The sequence below is a fragment of the Microbispora amethystogenes genome (genome assembly GCF_016863015.1).
In the GTDB taxonomy this organism is placed as follows: domain Bacteria; phylum Actinomycetota; class Actinomycetes; order Streptosporangiales; family Streptosporangiaceae; genus Microbispora; species Microbispora amethystogenes.
In genome coordinates, this window is sequence record NZ_BOOB01000014.1 from 262163 (window position 1) to 278303 (window position 16141).

Below are 16141 nucleotides of genomic sequence, written 5' to 3' on the forward strand. Positions count from 1 at the left end.
GTCGGGCACAGTGAGTAGTACTACGATCACGCTGTGTCTGTGGACGTCGGCAGGAGCCAGCTACGCGGGAGCTTCTCTCTCCAGAGAGAAGCCGCGCTGTCGATGCCGGACAACGCGCCGGCGGCTCTTCTCACCTTCTATGGCGCGGAATGCGGCATGAAAGCCGCCATTCTGGACCGCCTCGGTCTGCGGTCCACCACGCAGCTCCCCGAGCACCTGAGAAACCACGATCTGCACCGGTTGGCCAAGGAACTGAGACTCCCTCCTTCCCTGTGCAGGCGGATGCGGCCCTGCGCGAGCCAGAACACACCTGGACAGGTGGCATTCGGCGATCTGCACCAGGCGTGGCGATACGGCCACCCCCTGCGGAAGGACCAGCAGCAGGAGGCGCTGACCGTGCTGCGTGAGCTGCTGGACTGGTGTCGGCGAGAATTGAGGACATGATCGTGCCCGATGAGACATCGGTCCCGGAGCGTCTCTACACCTGGGTTGACGTCGACGCGCATCTCGCGAATCTGGCTGTTCGCGATCAGTGGCCCCACTGGCTGCACGAGTGCGACGCGTTCTGGGACGGAGTGGAGCTGACCGTCAGTCCCAGCGCATCGCGTGAAGAGGCGCTCTCCTGGCTGGGGGAGAAGTTCGGCGTGGGCTCGATCGTGCGCGACGAGGAGGTCGCCGCACTCCGGCTCGACGACGTCCCAGGGCGGTTGTCCAACCGGCTGCTTCCGATCATGGTCCGGCATCGGGAGCCCGACCCGCCAAGGCGAGAGCCGCGATGGCGGGAGCGTCGGATCGTCCGTTCCCTCGGCCGGCCGCTGCCTCCACCTGGTGGTCCCTTTCAGGGCGACGTGCGGATCGCCGCTCTGCACTCCTTCAAGGGCGGAGTGGGGCGCACGCTGCACGGAGTCGCCCTCGCCGAGGCCATCGCCCAGCGTGGTGAGCGAGTGCTCCTGGTCGACGCCGATCTGGAGGCGCCCGGGATCACCTGGATGTTCACCGCTCATGGTCGTCGCGTGGACTTCGCCTACGAAGACTTCCTGTCGCTACTGCACGCGTCGGAGGACGGGCGGCCCGACGACGCGGTGACGCTCGGGTCGGCCTATCTGCCGAATCAGACGATCGACAATGTGATCGTCATGCCGACCAGGCGCACGCCGCAGGACATCGCCCCGCCGCGCATCCAGCCCACCGACCTGCTGACCCCCGAACGGTCGATCTACTACCTGACGGAGTCCCTGGGTCAACTCGCTCATCATCTTGAGGCGCGGGCGGTTCTGATCGACCTGCGCGCCGGCGGCAGTGAGCTGTCGGCCCCGGTGCTCCTCGACCCCCGGGTGCAGAGAATCTTCGTCACCACAGTCAGCAACCAAGCACTGACCGGTACTGCCCGCACCATCCAGGAACTCGGCAGGAGGGCCCCCTCACGCGCCGAGGATCCCGCGAGCGCGGCGGTCATCACCCAGTTCCATCCGCAGGGCCACGGCGAACTCGCCGTAGAGGCCGCGGCGATGCTGCGTGACGTGATCTCCAAGACGCTCGAGCCGGGCAGCCTGGAGAGCGAGGACCGGGTGGTCGATGGGGACGTCACACTGGAACCGATACTGAGCGTGTTCCAGGATGGTCTCCTGGCGCTTCCCTCGTCGTGGGAGGCCGTCGTTGATCTGGTGCGTCGGCAGCGGCTCCACCACACCATGGCCCCACTCGCGGACGAACTGAGCAGATCGGAAGAGCCCGCGTTCATGCCTCAGGCGCCACCTGTGTCGCCTTTTGGCCCGGATGAGCATCTGGCGGCGCTCCGGGGACGGCTCGGAGACTTCGCCCGGCGGCTCGCGTACGCCGAGACCGCTGACGACACGGCGTTCCTGCCGACGGAGTCACTCCGGAACCTTTTGACCTCCCACCGGACCGAGCCGCCCCTGTGCGTGGTGGCGGGTGCCAAGGGGTCCGGCAAGACGTTCACCCAGATCCAGATGTGCTTCCGGCGGACCTGGCGCGACTACGCAGCCGACGTCGGCGTTCCGGGGGTCTCGCTGCAGGCCTTGCTGGCTCCCGTTCTCATATCCAAGAATCTGAAGGACGACGCTTATCAGCGAATAAGGGCGATTCAGTGCGACGCCTGCATCTCCTCGGCGGCGGAGCCGGCGAGTCAACTGGAACTGCGCGATCTGATCGATCGGGCGTTGCGTTCGCAGCTCTCCGACTCGGATTGGCGGCGAATCTGGCTCACGTGTATGGCTCGAGCCGTGGGCATCGATGCCGAGCCCGCCGACGTGGAGCGGAAACTGGCCGACTTCGCCCACGGCGACTCGCGGATCTTTCTCATCGACGGGCTCGAGGACCTGCTGCAGGATTTCGCTCGAAGTGAGGCGCAGCGGCAGGCGCTTCGGGTGCTCATGGTCGACTGCCTCGACTGGCTGCGCAGCTTGAGGGGCCGGCCACTCGGTCTGGTCATCTTCGTGCGCCGGGATCTCGTCCAGGCGGCGGTACGGCAGAACTACAACCAATTTCTCGCCCGATACAGCGAGTACGAGCTCAAATGGAATCCTGCGGAGGCGCTGCGGCTCGCCCTGTGGACAGCCCATCGCTCCGGAAGCCTCCCTCGCCTGTCGTCCGAAGAGGTGGCCAAGGCGACGGACAAGGATCTGAGCAGGCGGCTCATACCTGTCTGGGGCGAGAAAATGGGATCGCCCCGCTCCCGGGAGGCGAGGTCGGACGGCTGGTTCCTCGCTGCGCTCTCCGACTTCACCGGGCAGATTCAGGCGCGTGACATCGTCATCTTCATCGCGGAGTCCGCGGACATCTCCGAGGATGACAGCCGGTGGTCGGATCGGCTGCTGACGCCATCCGCCATGCGGAACGCGCTGGTCAGATGCAGCCGGGAGAAGATCGCAGCGATCGGGGCGGAGAGTCCGCAGGTCGGAGAGCTCCTCAATCGGCTGGACGGCCTGAGCGCGGAGAAGAAGAAGATCCCTTTCAGTCCCGAGATCGTCGGCCTCTCGGGCGAGGATCTCGATCTCCTGGCCGCCAACGGAGTCGTCTTCCGAGAGGAGGACCAGTACTGGATCCCCGAGATCTTCCGTCACGGTCTGTCGTTCAAGGCAGCGGGCCGTCCGAAGATCCTGGCCATCGCCAACCTCGTCCGGCAGCGCAACAATCTCGACTGACGCGGTCCTTACCGGCCGTCCGGAGTCAGGGTCTGTTCATTGTGGTCGAAGCCGGCGGGAGAGCAGGTCGTTCAGGGCGCCGGTCTCCCGGGCGAGCCGGTCGAGCGACGCCAGGAACTCCTCCGGGGCGTCGAGGAGGCCGAGCATCCCGGCGGACATCTCGGCGCGGGCGGCACGGCCCGCCTCGATCGCGGCCCGGCCGTACGGCGTGAGTTCGATCATCCGCGCCCGCTGGTCGCCGGGATCGGTCCGGCGCGCGACGTAGCCGACGCGTTCCATCTCGGCCGCCACCTTTGACGCGCCCTGGGGGGTCATGCCGAGCAGCCCGGCCAGGTCGGAGACCCGTACGGGCCCCTGGAGCAGGTGCTGGAACACGTATCCGTGCACCGTGCGCACCCGGTCGTGCCCGGCCGCGGCCATCCGGGCGCGCACCTCGGCGTCGCAGGCCGCGGTGAGGGCGGTGAACAGCAGGGTCAGGTCACTTGACACCACGGGACGATCCTCAAATACTCAACCTAGGTTTCGCAACCATGGTTGATAATTGGAGCTGTGATGTGGTGTGATCCGGCGTTCCGGCCCGTCGCCGAGGCGTTCCGGAAGGTGTGCGAGGGGCGGCCGGGCGGAGCCGCCGTCGCCGTCTACGCGGGCGGGCGCCTGGTGGTGGACCTCTGGCACGGCACGGCCGACCGGGACGGCCACCGTGCCTGGGAGCGCGACACGGTCGTGAACGTGTTCTCCGCGTCCAAGGGCGTGCTCGCGACGCTCGCGCACCTGTACGCCCAGCGCGGGCTGCTCGACCTCGACGCCCCGGTGGCCCGCTACTGGCCGGGCTTCGCCACCCCGACCACCGTCGCCGACCTGCTGGCGCACCGGTCGGGGCTGCCCGCCGTCCGCCGCACTCTGCCGCCGGGCTCGCTGTTCGACTGGAACGCCATGACCGGCGCGCTCGCCGCGGAGACCCCGTGGTGGTCGCCCGGCGAGCGGCACGGATACCACGCGGTGACCTTCGGCTGGCTCGTCGGAGAGGTGCTGCGCCGGATCGGGGGACGGCCGGTGCGTGATCTGGTCCGCGACGAGTTGCGCGTGCCCGGCCTGTCGATCGGCTTGCCCGCCGCCCAGGCGGGCAGAGCGGCCTACCTGGCGCCCCCGGAGGAGGCCGGGCAGGGTGGGCAGGAGGGCGGGCAGGACGCCGCAGCGCCGGCGCTGGCGTCGGCCATGGCCGATCCCGGCTCGATCACCATGAAGGCCTTCTGCAACCCGCCGGAGCAGCTCACGCCCGGCCTGGTCAACACCGCGCGCTGGCGCTCCGCCGAGATACCCGCGTCCAACGGACATGCGCACGCACGGGCCCTGGCCACCCTGTACGGCCGGCTCGTGGTGGGCGAGATCCTGAGCGCGGACGTGCTCGGCCGGGCCGTCGAGCCGCGCAGCGAGGGGCGCGACGAGGTGCTGCTCGCCGATACCAGGTTCGCCCTCGGCTACATGCTGCCCTGCGAGATCCGGCCGTTCGCGCCGGACCCGCGCGCCTTCGGCCACAGCGGATCCGGCGGGGCGCTGGCCTTCGCCGACCCGGAGGCGGGCGTTGCCCTGGCCTACACGCCCAGCCACCTCATCACGAGCCCTGCCGGACCCGACCCGCGGTGGGAGCCCCTCGTCGCGGCCCTGTACGCCTGCCTGTGACCGGCCCCGGTACGCCCCCCCGCCCCTGGGCCGGCACGCGGGGCCGGGGAGCCCGGGCCGCCGGCCGGCACGTCAGGGACCGGCACCCCGCCCGAGCCATCGGTGCGCATCTGCTTCAGGCGAGGGCGAGAACGGCGAGGACCTCCGGGCCGGTCGGCGGCGGGGACACGGGAGGGCTCAGCCCTGCTGCTTCTTCTGCCTGATCGCGGCGACGAGCTCGTCCTTGGTCATTCCGGACGCGCCCTCGAGCTCCAGCTCCTTGGCCTGGTGCAGCAGCTCCTCCTTGGTGCGGGAGCGCGGCTTGATCGGCTTGGCCAGCACCTCGGCCTTCCGCCTGCTGAAGGCCTTGCCCGCCCGCACCCGCTCCTCCAGGGAGACGGCCTGCTCCAGGACGGGGAGGATGTCGTTCTCCTCCTCCTCGACGTGGTGGGTGACCGCCTTGACGAGCTCCTGAAGCAGGGTGTCGAACTCCGTGCTCTCCGGGTCGGCCTCCAGCAGTCGCGAGAGCATCTCCTCGGCCTCGTGGTGCTCCTCGGCCCCGTGGTGGACCTCTTCCTTCTCCTCCGGCCGCCGCCGGGCGAGCAGGGGATAGACCACGTCCTCCTCGCCTTCGCTGTGGGCGATGAACTTCGCCGCCAGCTCCGCGAGCAGAGCCGGACGGTTCTCCGGCATCTTCTGGAGCCGCTCGAACAGCGACTCCACATCTCGGTGATCTTCTTTGATCAGGCCGATGACGTCGGTTGCCATGGGTTTCCTCCCGTGCGTGGACGCCCTCGCGACTACCCCGCGTCCCGCCGCTCACACCGGTCACGGCCGGTAGGAGCACCCGCTTGTCGCAACCTTCGCCGGCGCTCCGCTCACGGCCGTGGGCGAATCGGCCCGAAATCGGCTCACACCGGAAAGGCGGCGAGTAGTGTCGCGCCGTGGACAACGGCGACCGCGACGATGCCGGGAGTTCGGCGGCCGGCAGACGCCGCGCCACCCTCATTCTGGTCCTGTTCGGCCTCTTCATCATGGGGATGAGCGCCCGAGGGATAACCTCGGCCTACCAGGCGGCCCACGGCGGCGGGGTGGCCGGCACCCTCACCCTCGCCTCCCGCACCTGCGGCAAGGCAGGGTGCCGCTACACCGGCTCCTTCGTCTCGGACGACGGACGCACCCGCGTGACGACGGTGGAGACGGACGACCTCGAAAGCGATCCGCGGATCGGAGACCGCGTGAAGGCGCGCTACGCCGGCGGCAGGGCCTACGCCCCGGAGGACTCCCACGCGTGGCAGGACGCAGCCGTCTTCGTCCTCGCCGGCGCGGCCATCGTCGTGTACGCCCTGTGGAGGCATTTCACCCACAGGCGGCGTCCCACCTGACGCCGATCAAGTACGGGCGGCCCGGCCGCAGACGCTGACGGGCCACCGTCGCCACGACGACCTTTCATCAGGTGGATGGATACTGGTTTTTCCTGGTGAGGTCGCCGGTGTAGGTGAACAGCTTGGCGTCGTCGCTGTGGCGGTAGGCGAGGGCGTCGCCCTTCCGGGTGAGCACCACGTCGCCCGGCACACATCCGGCCACCTCCTCCAGGCGGAAGGTGAGCGCGGGACCGGAGCTCCCTGTGAGCCCTCCCGTCAGCCGCAGCGTGCCCTCGCAGGAGTTCGCCGGCTCCTTCCACCTGCCCGTCTTCTCGCCCCGCCGCAGTTCGATCTCGATGTCGTACTCGCCCATCAGCGGGGTGTCGGGCGCGATGTGACCTTGCCACTTGCCCGCGAACGCGGCCGGAATGCCGGCCACTGTCGTGGTCGTGGCAGGGGGAGTGGGCGGCGTGGAGCCGCCTCCGGGCGAGGCGGTCGTCTCCGCGCCGGTCGTCTCCGCGCCGGTCGTCTCCGCGCCGGTCGTCTGAGTGCCGGTCGGCTCCGTGCCGGTGGGGTACGTGCCGGTGGGGTACGTGCCGGTGGGGTACGTGCCGGTGGGGTACGCGCCGGTCGTGCCGCTCGTCGGCGCCGGGCTTGTGGACGTGGCCGGGGAGGTGCCGTCAGGCGCGGCGGCGAGGCGCGGGACCAGCAGGGCCGCACTGATCCCGAGCGCCGCCACGACCGTGCCCGCCCCGGCCAGGAGGCGGGCGCGCGAGCCCTCGCGGGCCGCGCCGCCGGGAGACGTGACCGCCGCTCCAGGCCCCGCCACTCCGGGCCCTGTCGCTCCGGTCCCCGCCACTCCGGGCCCCGCTGCTCCGGGCCCCGTCACCCCGGTCCCCGCTGCTCCGGGCCCTGTCGGTCCGGGGTCCGGCGCGCCGTCCGGCGGGCGCGGGAGCGTCCCGTACGGGTCGCCGCCGGCGGCCGGGGCGGCTCCGCCGCTCACGGCGGCACCCGCGCGCATCGGGTCGGGCGCGCCGCCGACCAGTGTGAGCAGCAGGTCGCGGGCGGACGGCCGGGGCGCCGGATCCTTCGCCAGGCACCGTTCGACCAGCGCCCGCAGCGACGGCGGCAACGGCGTCAGGTCGGGGGAGGCCGTCATGATCCGGTGCAGCACGGCGGCGACGTTGTCGGCGCCGAAGGCCGCGCGGCCGGTGGCGGCGAAGACGATCGTGGCTCCCCACGCGAAAACGTCGGACGCGGGCGTGGCCGCCTGCCCGGCGATCTGCTCGGGCGCCAGGTAGGCCAGGGTGCCCACCGGCCCCCCCGTGATCGTCTGGCTCTCGCCCTGGCGGGCGATGCCGAAGTCGACCACCCGCGGGCCGTCCGGCCCCAGCAGCACGTTGCCCGGCTTGAAGTCGCGGTGCACGATCCCCGCGGCGTGGATCGCCGCGAGCGCGGTCGCCGTGCCCACCGCGAGCCGGTCGAGGTCGCCGCCGCGCAGCGGGCCCGAGGCGGCCACCCGCTGCTGGAGCGAGGGGCCGTCGACGAACTCGCTCACGATGTACGGCCGGCTCCCCTCGACGACCGCCGTGATCACCTTGGCCGTGCAGAAGGGGGCGACGCCGCGCATGGCGTCGAGCTCGCGGGCCAGCCGCTCGCGCACCGTGGGGTCGAGCCCGGTCTTGAGCACCTTGACCGCGACCCGCTCGCCGTCCGGCCCGTGACCGAGGTAGACGACGCCCTGGCCGCCCTCGCCGAGCCGGCCGCCGAGGCGGAACCCGCCGAGCGTGCGCGGGTCTTCTGGCTCAAGGGGGGCAAGCATGGTCAAACCGTAGCGACCCCTGGGCCGGTCCGGGTCACAGTGCGCTGAGGTTCACCGTGTAGGCGAGCTTGCGTCGGCCGGCGTCGCTCAGGTGCAGGTGGTCGCCCGAGTCGTACGACGCGGCGAGCTGCTCGGGGAACTCGGCGTCGCGCACGGCCTTGTCGAAGTCGAGGACGCCGTCGAACTCCTTGCTCGTGCGGATCCACTGGTTGAGCCGCAGCCTGACGTCCTCGCGTTCCGGCGTCCAGGTGCCGAACCCGTAGAACGGGGTGAGCGTGGCGCCCACCACCTTGATCTTGCGGGCGTGCGCGAGGCGGATCAGCCGCTTGTAGCCGTACGCGAGGGGTTTGATCGAGGTGTACTCGCCCCGGGAGATGTCGTTGATGCCCATGAACACGACGACGGTCCGTACGCCGGGCTGGGTGAGCGCGTCGCGGTAGAACCGGCTGAGACCGCTCGGGCCGACGCCGGAGTGCAGCAGCCGGTTCCCGGAGATGCCGGCGTTGAGCACCGCCATCCTTCGCGACGGCGAGACCCGGGTCATGCGCTGCCGCAGGTAGTCGGTCCAGCGGCGGTTGGCGTCGGTGTTCTGGCCCGCGCCGTCGGTGATCGAGTCGCCGAAGGCGACGACCGAGCCCGCCTTCGACGTGGTCTCGACCGCGATGCGGTCCAGGAAGTACCACTGCGTGCTGGTGTAGGTGAAGCCGTCGGCGGTCTCCTCCGCCGCGTGGTCGCCGGGGTCGGACAGGAACGTCGTGGCGTAGGCGCGCTCGTGCCCGGTGATTCCGCTGACCGTGCCCGGCAGATAGAGGCTGACGACCAGGGCGGAGCCGGCGACGATCCGGCCCGGGATCGGATCGCTCCAGACCGCCCGCCCGGCCGGCACCCGCACCGACTTCCGGCCGCCGAAGGTGACCTGCCGGTTGGTGCCGGTGAGGATCTCCGCGCCGTACGCCTGGACGCCCACGTGGACGTCGGCGAAGGTCACCGGTGCCGTCCCGAACACGTTGGACAGGCGCAGGCGCGTTCCGCCGCCGCCGGCGCTCACGCGCACGACCATCCGCACGGTCTGCCCGCCGAGAGCCGCCACCACGCGGTCGGTCGAGGTGGTCCAGGCGCCCACCAGGCGCGGCCGGACGGGCGTGTCTCCCTTCCGCCGCGAGGCCGCGGCCGAGGCTGACGACGAGGCCGACGACGAAGCCGACGACGGGGCCGCCGCGCGTGACGCGGCCGCAGCGTTCGCCGTCGCCGGAGACTCCGCGTGGACCGGTGCCGTGGGGAGCGCGGTGGTCGCGCCGGTCACGGCGAGGGCAAGAGCGGCCATGGTCAACCGGTGAGCCGGCCGTGCCATCCGGGTCCTCCAAGTGGGTCGGGCTGCCTGGGCGGGTCGACGGCGGCGGGACGATCAGCCCGCCGGAACCGTTGATCGTAGAGCATGCGCGCCGCCCTACATTACGGCTCTTTGCCGAAGTCCGGGGGAGAACTTGACGGGTACGAGTGATCTTCGGCGCCGTCCCGGTCGCCGAGGGGGTTTCGGACCTTCACTCTGCCCACATTCTTCCGTCACAGAGGGGCGGATAGGCTCGGAATGATGAATGCACACAAGCGTTGGATCCTTCTCGAAGGCGCGGCGAACGTACGGGACCTCGGCGGGCTCCCCACCGAGGACGGCGGGACCACGGCGCCGGGCCGGATCCTGCGGGCCGACAACCTGCAGGGCCTCACCACCCGTGACGTCGCGGTGCTCGTGGGCGACATCAAGCTGCGGCACGTCGTCGACCTGCGGTCGGGCACGGAGGTGCGCCTGGAGGGGCCCGGCCCCCTGACCCGCCTGCCCGAGGTCGCCGTACACCACCACAGCCTGTTCGCGGAGGGCGGGCGGTTCACCGACGTCGAGGCCGACACCATCGACGACAGGGCGCTGCCGTGGCAGGACGAGCGGAGCGAGGAGGACCTCGCCGAACTGCGGGTGACCGGCTACTACTACGGCTACCTGCGCGACCGGCCCGACTCGGTGGTGGCCGCGCTGCGGGTGCTCGCCCGCGACGACGGCGCGGCCGTGGTGCACTGCGCGGCGGGCAAGGACCGCACCGGGGTGGTCTGCGCGCTGGCCCTGGCCGTCGCCGGGGCCACCCGGGAGGCGATCATCGGCGACTACGTCGCGACCGGGGAGCGGCTGGAGGGCATCCTCGCCCGCCTGCGGGCCAGCCCCACCTACCGCGCCGACCTCGACGGAAAACCGGTCGACAGCCACCTGCCGCGGCCCGAGTACATGGCCCAGCTCCTGTCCACCCTGGACGACCGGTTCGGCGGCCCTCTCGGCTGGCTGCACGCCCACGGCTGGACCGGCGCCGACACCGAGGGGTTGTACGGCCGCCTCCGCGGCTGACCCGGCCGGGACCGGAGTCGTGGGCCGGCGGGCTCACTCCCCGAGGCGGTCACCGTGCGCGGGGACGGGCACCACCTGGCCGAGGGACGCGGAGAGCCGGGCCGCCTCGAGAACGGCGATCGTCTCGACGGCCTCCTCCGCCGGCACCGGCGGCGGCGCGCCGTCGCGCAGGCAGGCCACGACGCCCTCGTAGAACCGCTGGTAGGCGCCCGCCTCCGTGCGGACCGGGCGCACGTCGCCCTCGACCCCGAGGGTGCCCCAGCGCCCGGGCGGCTCCGTGCCCCAACTGCCGCGCGGCTCCCTGCCTCCGAGGTCGCGTGGCTCCGTGCCCCCGGGGTCGCGTGGCTCTGTGCCCCCGGGGTCGCGTGGCTCTGTGCCCCCGGGGTCGCGTGGCTCTGTACCCCAATCGTCGCGACGCTCCGTGCCACGGCCGAAGTCGGCGGGACCCGGGCGCTCACCCGCGCGCAGGCGTTCCTCCTGCGGGTCGAGGCCCCACTTCACGTAGGCGGCGCGGGAGCCGAGCACCCGCAGCCTCGGGCCGGGCTGCCCGGCCACCGCGCTCATCCACAGATGCGACCGGGTCCCGCTCCGGTGGGTCAGCGCGACGAACGCGTCGTCGTCGTTGCGGATCCCGGCCCGTCTGACGTCGGTCTCCGCGTACACGTGGGCGACCGGGCCGAACAACGTCAGGGCCTGGTCGACCAGATGGCTGCCGAGGTCGAAGAGCGTGCCGCCGACGTCCTCGGGGCCGCCCGCCTCGCGCCAGCCGCCCTTGGGCTCCGGCCGCCACCGCTCGAACCGCGACTCGAAGCGGCGGATCTCGCCCAGTTCGGGCAGCAGGCGGCGCAGCGTGAGGAAGTCGCCGTCCCAGCGTCTGTTCTGGAAGACCGTCAGCATGATGCCGCGGTCACGGGCCAGCCGTACGAGGTCGCGGGCCTCGTCGGCGGTGCCGGCCAGCGGCTTGTCGACGACCACGGGGAGACCGGCCTTGAGCGCCTCGGTCGCCAGCGGGACGTGCGTGCGGTTCGGCGTCGCGATCACCACGAGGTCGCAGGCGTCCCACAGGTCCTCCGCCGACGCGACGACCTCGGCTCCGGGGTGCTCAGCGCGTACCCGCGCCGCCCTGCCGGGGTCGCGGGTGACGACGGCGGACAGGCGCAGCCCGGGGGTGGCGGCGATCAGCGGCGCGTGGAAGAAGGCCCCGGCCGGGCCGAAGCCCGCGAGCCCGACCCGGATGTCGGCGGCGCCGGACGAGGGAGTGAGCGGCGAAGGCATGAGCGGTGGCCCGGTTCTAACCGTCGTGGTCGTCGCGTTCGGCGAGGAACGCCTCGAACTGGGCGGCGAGCTCCTCACCCGTGGGCATGGGCGTGTCCTCCGCGAGGAGGCTCTCCCGCGTGGCGCCCGACTGGAACGCGTCGTACTGCTGCTCCAGGCCGTGGATCGCGCCCGCGAGCTCGTCGGAGGCCGCGATCTGCTCCTCGATCTCGGCGGTGGTCTTCTCGGCCGCGTCCCGGAGGGCCTCCGTGGGGAACACCAGCCCGGTGCCGCGGGTGATCGCCTCCAGCGCCGTGACGGCGGCCTGCGGATACTCCGCCTGGGCGAGGTAGTGCGGCACGTGGATCGCGTAGCCGAGGGCGTCGTGTCCCTTGGCCCCGAGACGCAGCTCGATGAGCCCGGCGAGACTGCCCGGCACCCGGACCTTCCCGAACGGGCTGTTCTGCCCGTTGACGAGCTCGGGGCGGCTGGCGTGGGACGTCAGCCCGAGCGGCCGGGTGTGCGGGACGCCCATCGGGATGCCGTGCACGGTCACCAGCGTACGGACGCCGAGCCTGGTCACCAGCATGCCGACGGCCTCGGTGACCAGCTCCCACTCCCGGTCGGGCTCGGGCCCGCTCATGATGAGGAACGGGGTGCCGGTGACGTCACGGGTCAGGTAGACGGCCAGTTCCGGAGTCTCGTAGTCGGTCCAGCGGTCGGTGTCGAAGGTCATCACCGGCCGGCGGGACCGGTAGTCGAGCAGCCGGTCGACGTCGAACGTCGCGATTACCCGGTGCTCCAGCTCGGCGAGGAGGTGCCCCAGGGCCAGCCGCCCCGTCGCGCCGGCGTCGACGAACCCCTCGAAGTGGTAGATCAGCACCGGATCGGTCAGCTCGGGAAGGTCCCCGTCGAGCCGATAGAGATCCGTGGGGTCGGACACGTGTCCCAGCCTTTCTCACGAAGCCTTTACCTACTGAACCTACGGGGTGCCCGGTCGATTCCGCGGCGGTTGCGGCGACCTTATCGGTGGACGGTGTCCAACAGGCACCCCGGACCCGGAGCAGGACCGGCCGCGCGCCGGGCGCACCGGCCCAGTGGGAACGGTGTGAACCGGCCGCGCCGAATCGCTGCCCGATGTGTCCGTAATCAGGGCAAGGGTGGCCCGTGTTCACCGGCGGGATCATCCTTGTCGGATGGCTACTGCGAAAGCGGATTCCCTCAGTGGGCACCCCCTCCGCATCCCCCCGCTCGCCTGCCCCTTCCCCCGTGCGGTGAACCCCCACGTGGACGCGGTGGACCGGGACACGCTGGCCTGGCTGGCCGCCTCCGGCATGATCGCCGGCGACCAGCTCGAGCGTTTCCGGCTCGCCCGGTACGGATGGCTCGGCGCCCGCACCTACCCGTACGCCTCACGGGAGCTGTGCCAGCTCGTCACCGACTGGTGCGTGTGGCTCTTCGCGTTCGACGACGCCTACTGCGAGTCGGACCGGCGGGCGGCCGAGATCGCCCGGGCCCTGCCCCAGCTCTACACCGTCGTGGAGGAAGCCGAAGGAGGTGATGTGGTCGAGAACGTCTTCGCCCGGGCGCTGCTCGGCATCAGGGCCCGTATCGCCGCCCACGCCACCCCCGACCAGCTCGACCGATGGCGCACGACGACCAAGGACTACCTGTTCGCCCAGGTGTGGGAGGCCGCCAACCGGGAGGACGACGTGCTTCCCACCATCGACGACTATGTCTTCATGCGCCGCAGGACCGGCGCGATGCTCACCGTCTTCGCGCTGATCGACGTGGCCGCCGGGGAGCGCCTCACGGTGGACGAGTGGCTCCACCCCGCCGTCCACGAGATGACCGGGCACGCCAACGACGTGGTCGTCTGGGACAACGACCTCATCTCCTACGCCAAGGAGCGGGGACAGGCGAACATCCGCAACAACCTCGTCAGCGTGCTGGCCGGGCACACCGGCTGCGGCGTCCAGGAGGCGATGGACCGGATCGGCGTCATGCGCGACGAGGCGGTCGCCGCCATGGTGGCGCTGACCCCCGCCACCGAGGCGCTCGGCTCGCCCGCGGTCGACGCGTACGTGCGGGGCCTGAAGTTCTGGGTCAGCGGCAGCGTGGACTACTCGCTGACCAGCTCCCGGTACTCCGGCGCCTGGCAGTGACCCCAACTCCAACCGGCCCGGTCAGTCCCCGGGGAGGTCGTCGAGATCGTCGAGGTCGTCCAGCGCGTACTCGACGAGGTCGCCCAGGCTGAACCGGGCCCCGGCGGCGTACGCCTCGTCGTAGGCGGTGTCGCCGACCAGCTTCTTGCACTCCTTGACGCACTGCTCGTGCTCGGTCGTGAAGAACGGCGACCCGAACTGCGGCAGCCCGAACGTCCGCCAGTTGGCCTGGGCCGCCCCGAGGAGGGTCGCCGTCCTTTCCGGCTCACCGGCCTCCAGGCCCAGCCGGGCGAGGTTGTCCACGCACAGGACGATGCCGAGCACGTCGTGGAAGCGCCGCTTGATGCGCAGCGCCTCCTTGCACGCCACCAGGGCCTCGTCCCGCCGCCCGGTCTCCCGGTGGACGAGGGAGGTGACGTACTAGGCGTAGGAGCGCAGCCACAGCTCACCACGCTCCTGGCACACCTGGAGGCAGTCGGCCAGCAGCGTCTCCGCCTCCTCGAACTCGCCCTGCGCGAGCAGCACCATGGACAGCTCGACGATCGCCGGGAGCAGGCCCGGATTCAGCTCGCGGCCGCCCCGGTGGAACTCGATCGCGACGCCGAGCAGCGCCGTCGCCTTCTTCGCGTCGCCCTGCAGCATGGCGGCGGTGCCCTGCATCTTCGTCGCGAGCAGCACGGCGCCCGAGTCGCCCACCCGCACCGCGTCGGTGCTGCACCGCTCGGCCGCGGCGAGCGCGCCGGCCATGTCGCCCTGGGCGCTGCGGATGTAGGCCAGGACCCAGAGCGCCTTGCAGCGTTCCCTGCTCGGCGTCGGGCTCGCCGTGAGGGCGCGCTCCAGGTAGACCACACCCTCGCGGGCGAAGCCGCAGGCCACCCAGAGGAACCACAGGGCCGACAGCAGTTCCAGGCCGACGCGTTCCTCTCCCGGCGTCGACAGGCAGTAGTCGAGGGCGACCCGGATGTTGTCGTGCTCCTGGCGCATCCGGCTGAACCAGTGCACCTGGCGGGGGCCCGACCAGGAGTGCTCGCTGAGCTCGGCGAGCCGGAGATAGTAGTCGCGGTGGCGCCGCCGGAGGTCCTGCGTCTCACGGAGCTTGTCGAGCCACTCGCCGCCGTACTGCCGCAGCGTGTCGATCAGCCGGTACCGCTGCCCGGCCGGGGTGGCGAAACTCAGCAGGACCGACTTGTCGACCAGGCCGGTGATCACGTCGAGGATCCGGCCGGCGGGCAGGGCGTCGCCGGCGCAGACCTGCCGGGCCGCCTCCAGGTCGAAGTCGCCGGCGAACACCGACAGCCGGGCCCACAGCAGCCGCTCGGCGGGCTCGCACAGCTCGTGGCTCCACCCGATCGCCGCGCGCAGCGTCTGGTGCCGCGGCAGCGCCGTACGGCTGGCCCCCGCGAGCAGGCTGAACCGGTCGGCGAGCAGGGCGAGGATCTGCTCGACCGACAACGTGCGCAGGCGTACGGCGGCCAGTTCGATCGCCAGCGGGATGCCGTCGAGGCGGCGGCACAGCTCGGCGACGGCCGCGACGTTGTCCTCGTCCACCGCGAAGTCGGGCACCACGGCGGAGGCCCGCGTGCCGAACAGCTCGACCGCCTCGTTGGTGAAGGGGTTCTCCGACGGGCCCTCGCCGGGCACCGAGAGCGGCGGCACGGCCACCGTGTGCTCTCCGGCCGCGTTCAGCGAACGACGGCTGGTCGCGAGGATCCGCAGATGCGGCGCCGTGCCGAGCAGGTCCTCCGTGAGCTGGGCGCACGCGTCGACCAGATGCTCGCAGGTGTCCAGGATGAGCAGGATCTCCCGCTCGGCCAGCCATTCGGCGAGCGTGTCCGACCCCTCGCGCGGCGACTGGTCCGCGATGCCGAGCGCGGCCGTGATCGTGTGGTAGACCATCGCCGGGTCCTGCAGGCGGGCCAGGTCGACGTACCAGACGCCGTCCCTGAACCGCCGCCGCACCTGATGCGCCAGACGCAGCGCGATGCGGGACTTGCCGACTCCGCCGATACCCGTGACGGTGATGAGCCGGGACTCCTGCAACCTCTGCCTGAGCGACGCGAGCAGTCGTGTCCGCCCGACGAAGCTGGTGTGCTCCACGGGCAGGTTGCCCTCCTGCCGCCATCCTGCTGGCGCTGCCATGCCGCCTCACGGGGGGATTTGTCCGGCGTGCTCCCTGCTCCCGCATCGTACCCGCGCCGCCGTCGGCTGTCCGGTCGTACGGGCGTGAGACCGGTACGCCCGCGAGGCTGTTGTTTCTGCCCTCACCGGAAGGAGTCCCAGGGCGGCGCGATCGGCGTTTCCACGGCCGCCGCCGGAGCCGATAA

General features: G+C 71.5%; 15 protein-coding genes. 7 read left to right on the forward strand and 8 right to left on the reverse strand.

What is annotated here, in order from left to right; translation table 11 throughout:
* The first annotated feature begins 33 nt into the window (after positions 1-33).
* Both Mam01_RS10810 and Mam01_RS10815 read left to right on the forward strand, forming a co-directional pair.
* A complete protein-coding gene (locus tag Mam01_RS10810; protein WP_204285221.1) occupies positions 34-444 on the forward strand; it encodes a hypothetical protein in 411 nt (136 codons plus the stop codon).
* Entirely contained in the window at positions 441-3164 is a 2724-nt protein-coding gene (locus Mam01_RS10815; RefSeq protein ID WP_204285222.1) for a MinD/ParA family ATP-binding protein, read from the forward strand. Before Mam01_RS10810 ends, Mam01_RS10815 begins: the two co-directional genes overlap by 4 nt.
* 36 nt (positions 3165-3200) lie before the next feature.
* On the opposite strand, the gene Mam01_RS10820 is transcribed toward Mam01_RS10815, so the two are convergent.
* Entirely contained in the window at positions 3201-3656 is a 456-nt protein-coding gene (locus Mam01_RS10820; protein ID WP_204285223.1) for a MarR family winged helix-turn-helix transcriptional regulator, read from the reverse strand.
* Positions 3657-3716: 60 nt separating this feature from the next.
* Here Mam01_RS10820 and Mam01_RS10825 point away from each other — a divergent pair, with 60 nt between their 5' ends.
* Positions 3717-4844 (forward strand): serine hydrolase domain-containing protein, encoded by a 1128-nt coding sequence (locus tag Mam01_RS10825; protein ID WP_204285224.1) that lies wholly within the window; start codon positions 3717-3719, stop codon positions 4842-4844.
* Between the two features lie 177 nt (positions 4845-5021).
* Here the strand turns inward: Mam01_RS10825 and Mam01_RS10830 are convergent, their stop codons facing one another.
* Positions 5022-5591 (reverse strand): hemerythrin domain-containing protein, encoded by a 570-nt coding sequence (locus Mam01_RS10830; protein WP_204285225.1) that lies wholly within the window; start codon positions 5589-5591, stop codon positions 5022-5024.
* Positions 5592-5767: 176 nt separating this feature from the next.
* Between Mam01_RS10830 and Mam01_RS10835 the strand changes: the two genes are divergently transcribed.
* A complete protein-coding gene (locus Mam01_RS10835; RefSeq protein WP_204285226.1) occupies positions 5768-6208 on the forward strand; it encodes a hypothetical protein in 441 nt (146 codons plus the stop codon).
* Between the two features lie 67 nt (positions 6209-6275).
* Here the strand turns inward: Mam01_RS10835 and Mam01_RS10840 are convergent, their stop codons facing one another.
* A complete protein-coding gene (locus Mam01_RS10840; RefSeq protein WP_239101203.1) occupies positions 6276-8009 on the reverse strand; it encodes a serine/threonine-protein kinase in 1734 nt (577 codons plus the stop codon).
* Between the two features lie 34 nt (positions 8010-8043).
* Complete coding sequence (locus Mam01_RS10845) at positions 8044-9132, reverse strand: SGNH/GDSL hydrolase family protein (RefSeq protein WP_204285228.1); 1089 nt, start codon at positions 9130-9132, stop codon at positions 8044-8046.
* Positions 9133-9151: 19 nt separating this feature from the next.
* On the opposite strand from Mam01_RS10845, the gene Mam01_RS10850 reads away from it, so the two are divergent.
* Positions 9152-9346 carry a hypothetical protein gene (locus Mam01_RS10850; protein WP_204285229.1) on the forward strand — a complete coding sequence of 65 codons (195 nt, stop codon included), beginning with the start codon at positions 9152-9154 and terminating at the stop codon, positions 9344-9346.
* Between the two features lie 254 nt (positions 9347-9600).
* Positions 9601-10398, forward strand: a complete 798-nt coding sequence (locus Mam01_RS10855) for a tyrosine-protein phosphatase (RefSeq protein ID WP_204285230.1) — start codon at positions 9601-9603, stop codon at positions 10396-10398.
* A 33-nt stretch (positions 10399-10431) separates the two neighbouring features.
* Here the strand turns inward: Mam01_RS10855 and Mam01_RS10860 are convergent, their stop codons facing one another.
* Positions 10432-11673: a Gfo/Idh/MocA family oxidoreductase gene (locus Mam01_RS10860; protein WP_239101204.1), complete on the reverse strand. Its 1242-nt coding sequence runs from the start codon at positions 11671-11673 to the stop codon at positions 10432-10434.
* Between the two features lie 16 nt (positions 11674-11689).
* Positions 11690-12595, reverse strand: coding sequence for a proteasome assembly chaperone family protein (locus Mam01_RS10865; protein ID WP_150932067.1), 906 nt, complete (start codon positions 12593-12595; stop codon positions 11690-11692).
* 253 nt (positions 12596-12848) lie between these two features.
* On the opposite strand from Mam01_RS10865, the gene Mam01_RS10870 reads away from it, so the two are divergent.
* Complete coding sequence (locus Mam01_RS10870; RefSeq protein ID WP_204285231.1) at positions 12849-13817, forward strand: 4-epi-cubebol synthase; 969 nt, start codon at positions 12849-12851, stop codon at positions 13815-13817.
* Positions 13818-13838: 21 nt separating this feature from the next.
* Here the strand turns inward: Mam01_RS10870 and Mam01_RS36540 are convergent, their stop codons facing one another.
* Both Mam01_RS36540 and Mam01_RS10875 read right to left on the reverse strand, forming a co-directional pair.
* Positions 13839-14186, reverse strand: coding sequence for a hypothetical protein (locus Mam01_RS36540; RefSeq protein WP_239101205.1), 348 nt, complete (start codon positions 14184-14186; stop codon positions 13839-13841).
* Positions 14187-14237: 51 nt separating this feature from the next.
* Positions 14238-15956 (reverse strand): ATP-binding protein, encoded by a 1719-nt coding sequence (locus Mam01_RS10875; RefSeq protein WP_239101206.1) that lies wholly within the window; start codon positions 15954-15956, stop codon positions 14238-14240.
* Positions 15957-16141 lie beyond the last annotated feature (185 nt).

Coding starts and splice junctions, on each gene's coding strand:
- Mam01_RS10815 (WP_204285222.1), top strand. CDS start 441: ATGATCGTGCCCGATGAGACATCGGTCCCGGAGCGTCTCTACACCTGG.
- Mam01_RS10825 (WP_204285224.1), top strand. CDS start 3,717: ATGTGGTGTGATCCGGCGTTCCGGCCCGTCGCCGAGGCGTTCCGGAAG.
- Mam01_RS10830 (WP_204285225.1), bottom strand. CDS start 5,591: ATGGCAACCGACGTCATCGGCCTGATCAAAGAAGATCACCGAGATGTG.
- Mam01_RS10840 (WP_239101203.1), bottom strand. CDS start 8,009: ATGCTTGCCCCCCTTGAGCCAGAAGACCCGCGCACGCTCGGCGGGTTC.
- Mam01_RS10855 (WP_204285230.1), top strand. CDS start 9,601: ATGAATGCACACAAGCGTTGGATCCTTCTCGAAGGCGCGGCGAACGTA.
- Mam01_RS10875 (WP_239101206.1), bottom strand. CDS start 15,956: ATGGCAGCGCCAGCAGGATGGCGGCAGGAGGGCAACCTGCCCGTGGAG.
- Mam01_RS10860 (WP_239101204.1), bottom strand. CDS start 11,673: ATGCCTTCGCCGCTCACTCCCTCGTCCGGCGCCGCCGACATCCGGGTC.
- Mam01_RS10870 (WP_204285231.1), top strand. CDS start 12,849: ATGGCTACTGCGAAAGCGGATTCCCTCAGTGGGCACCCCCTCCGCATC.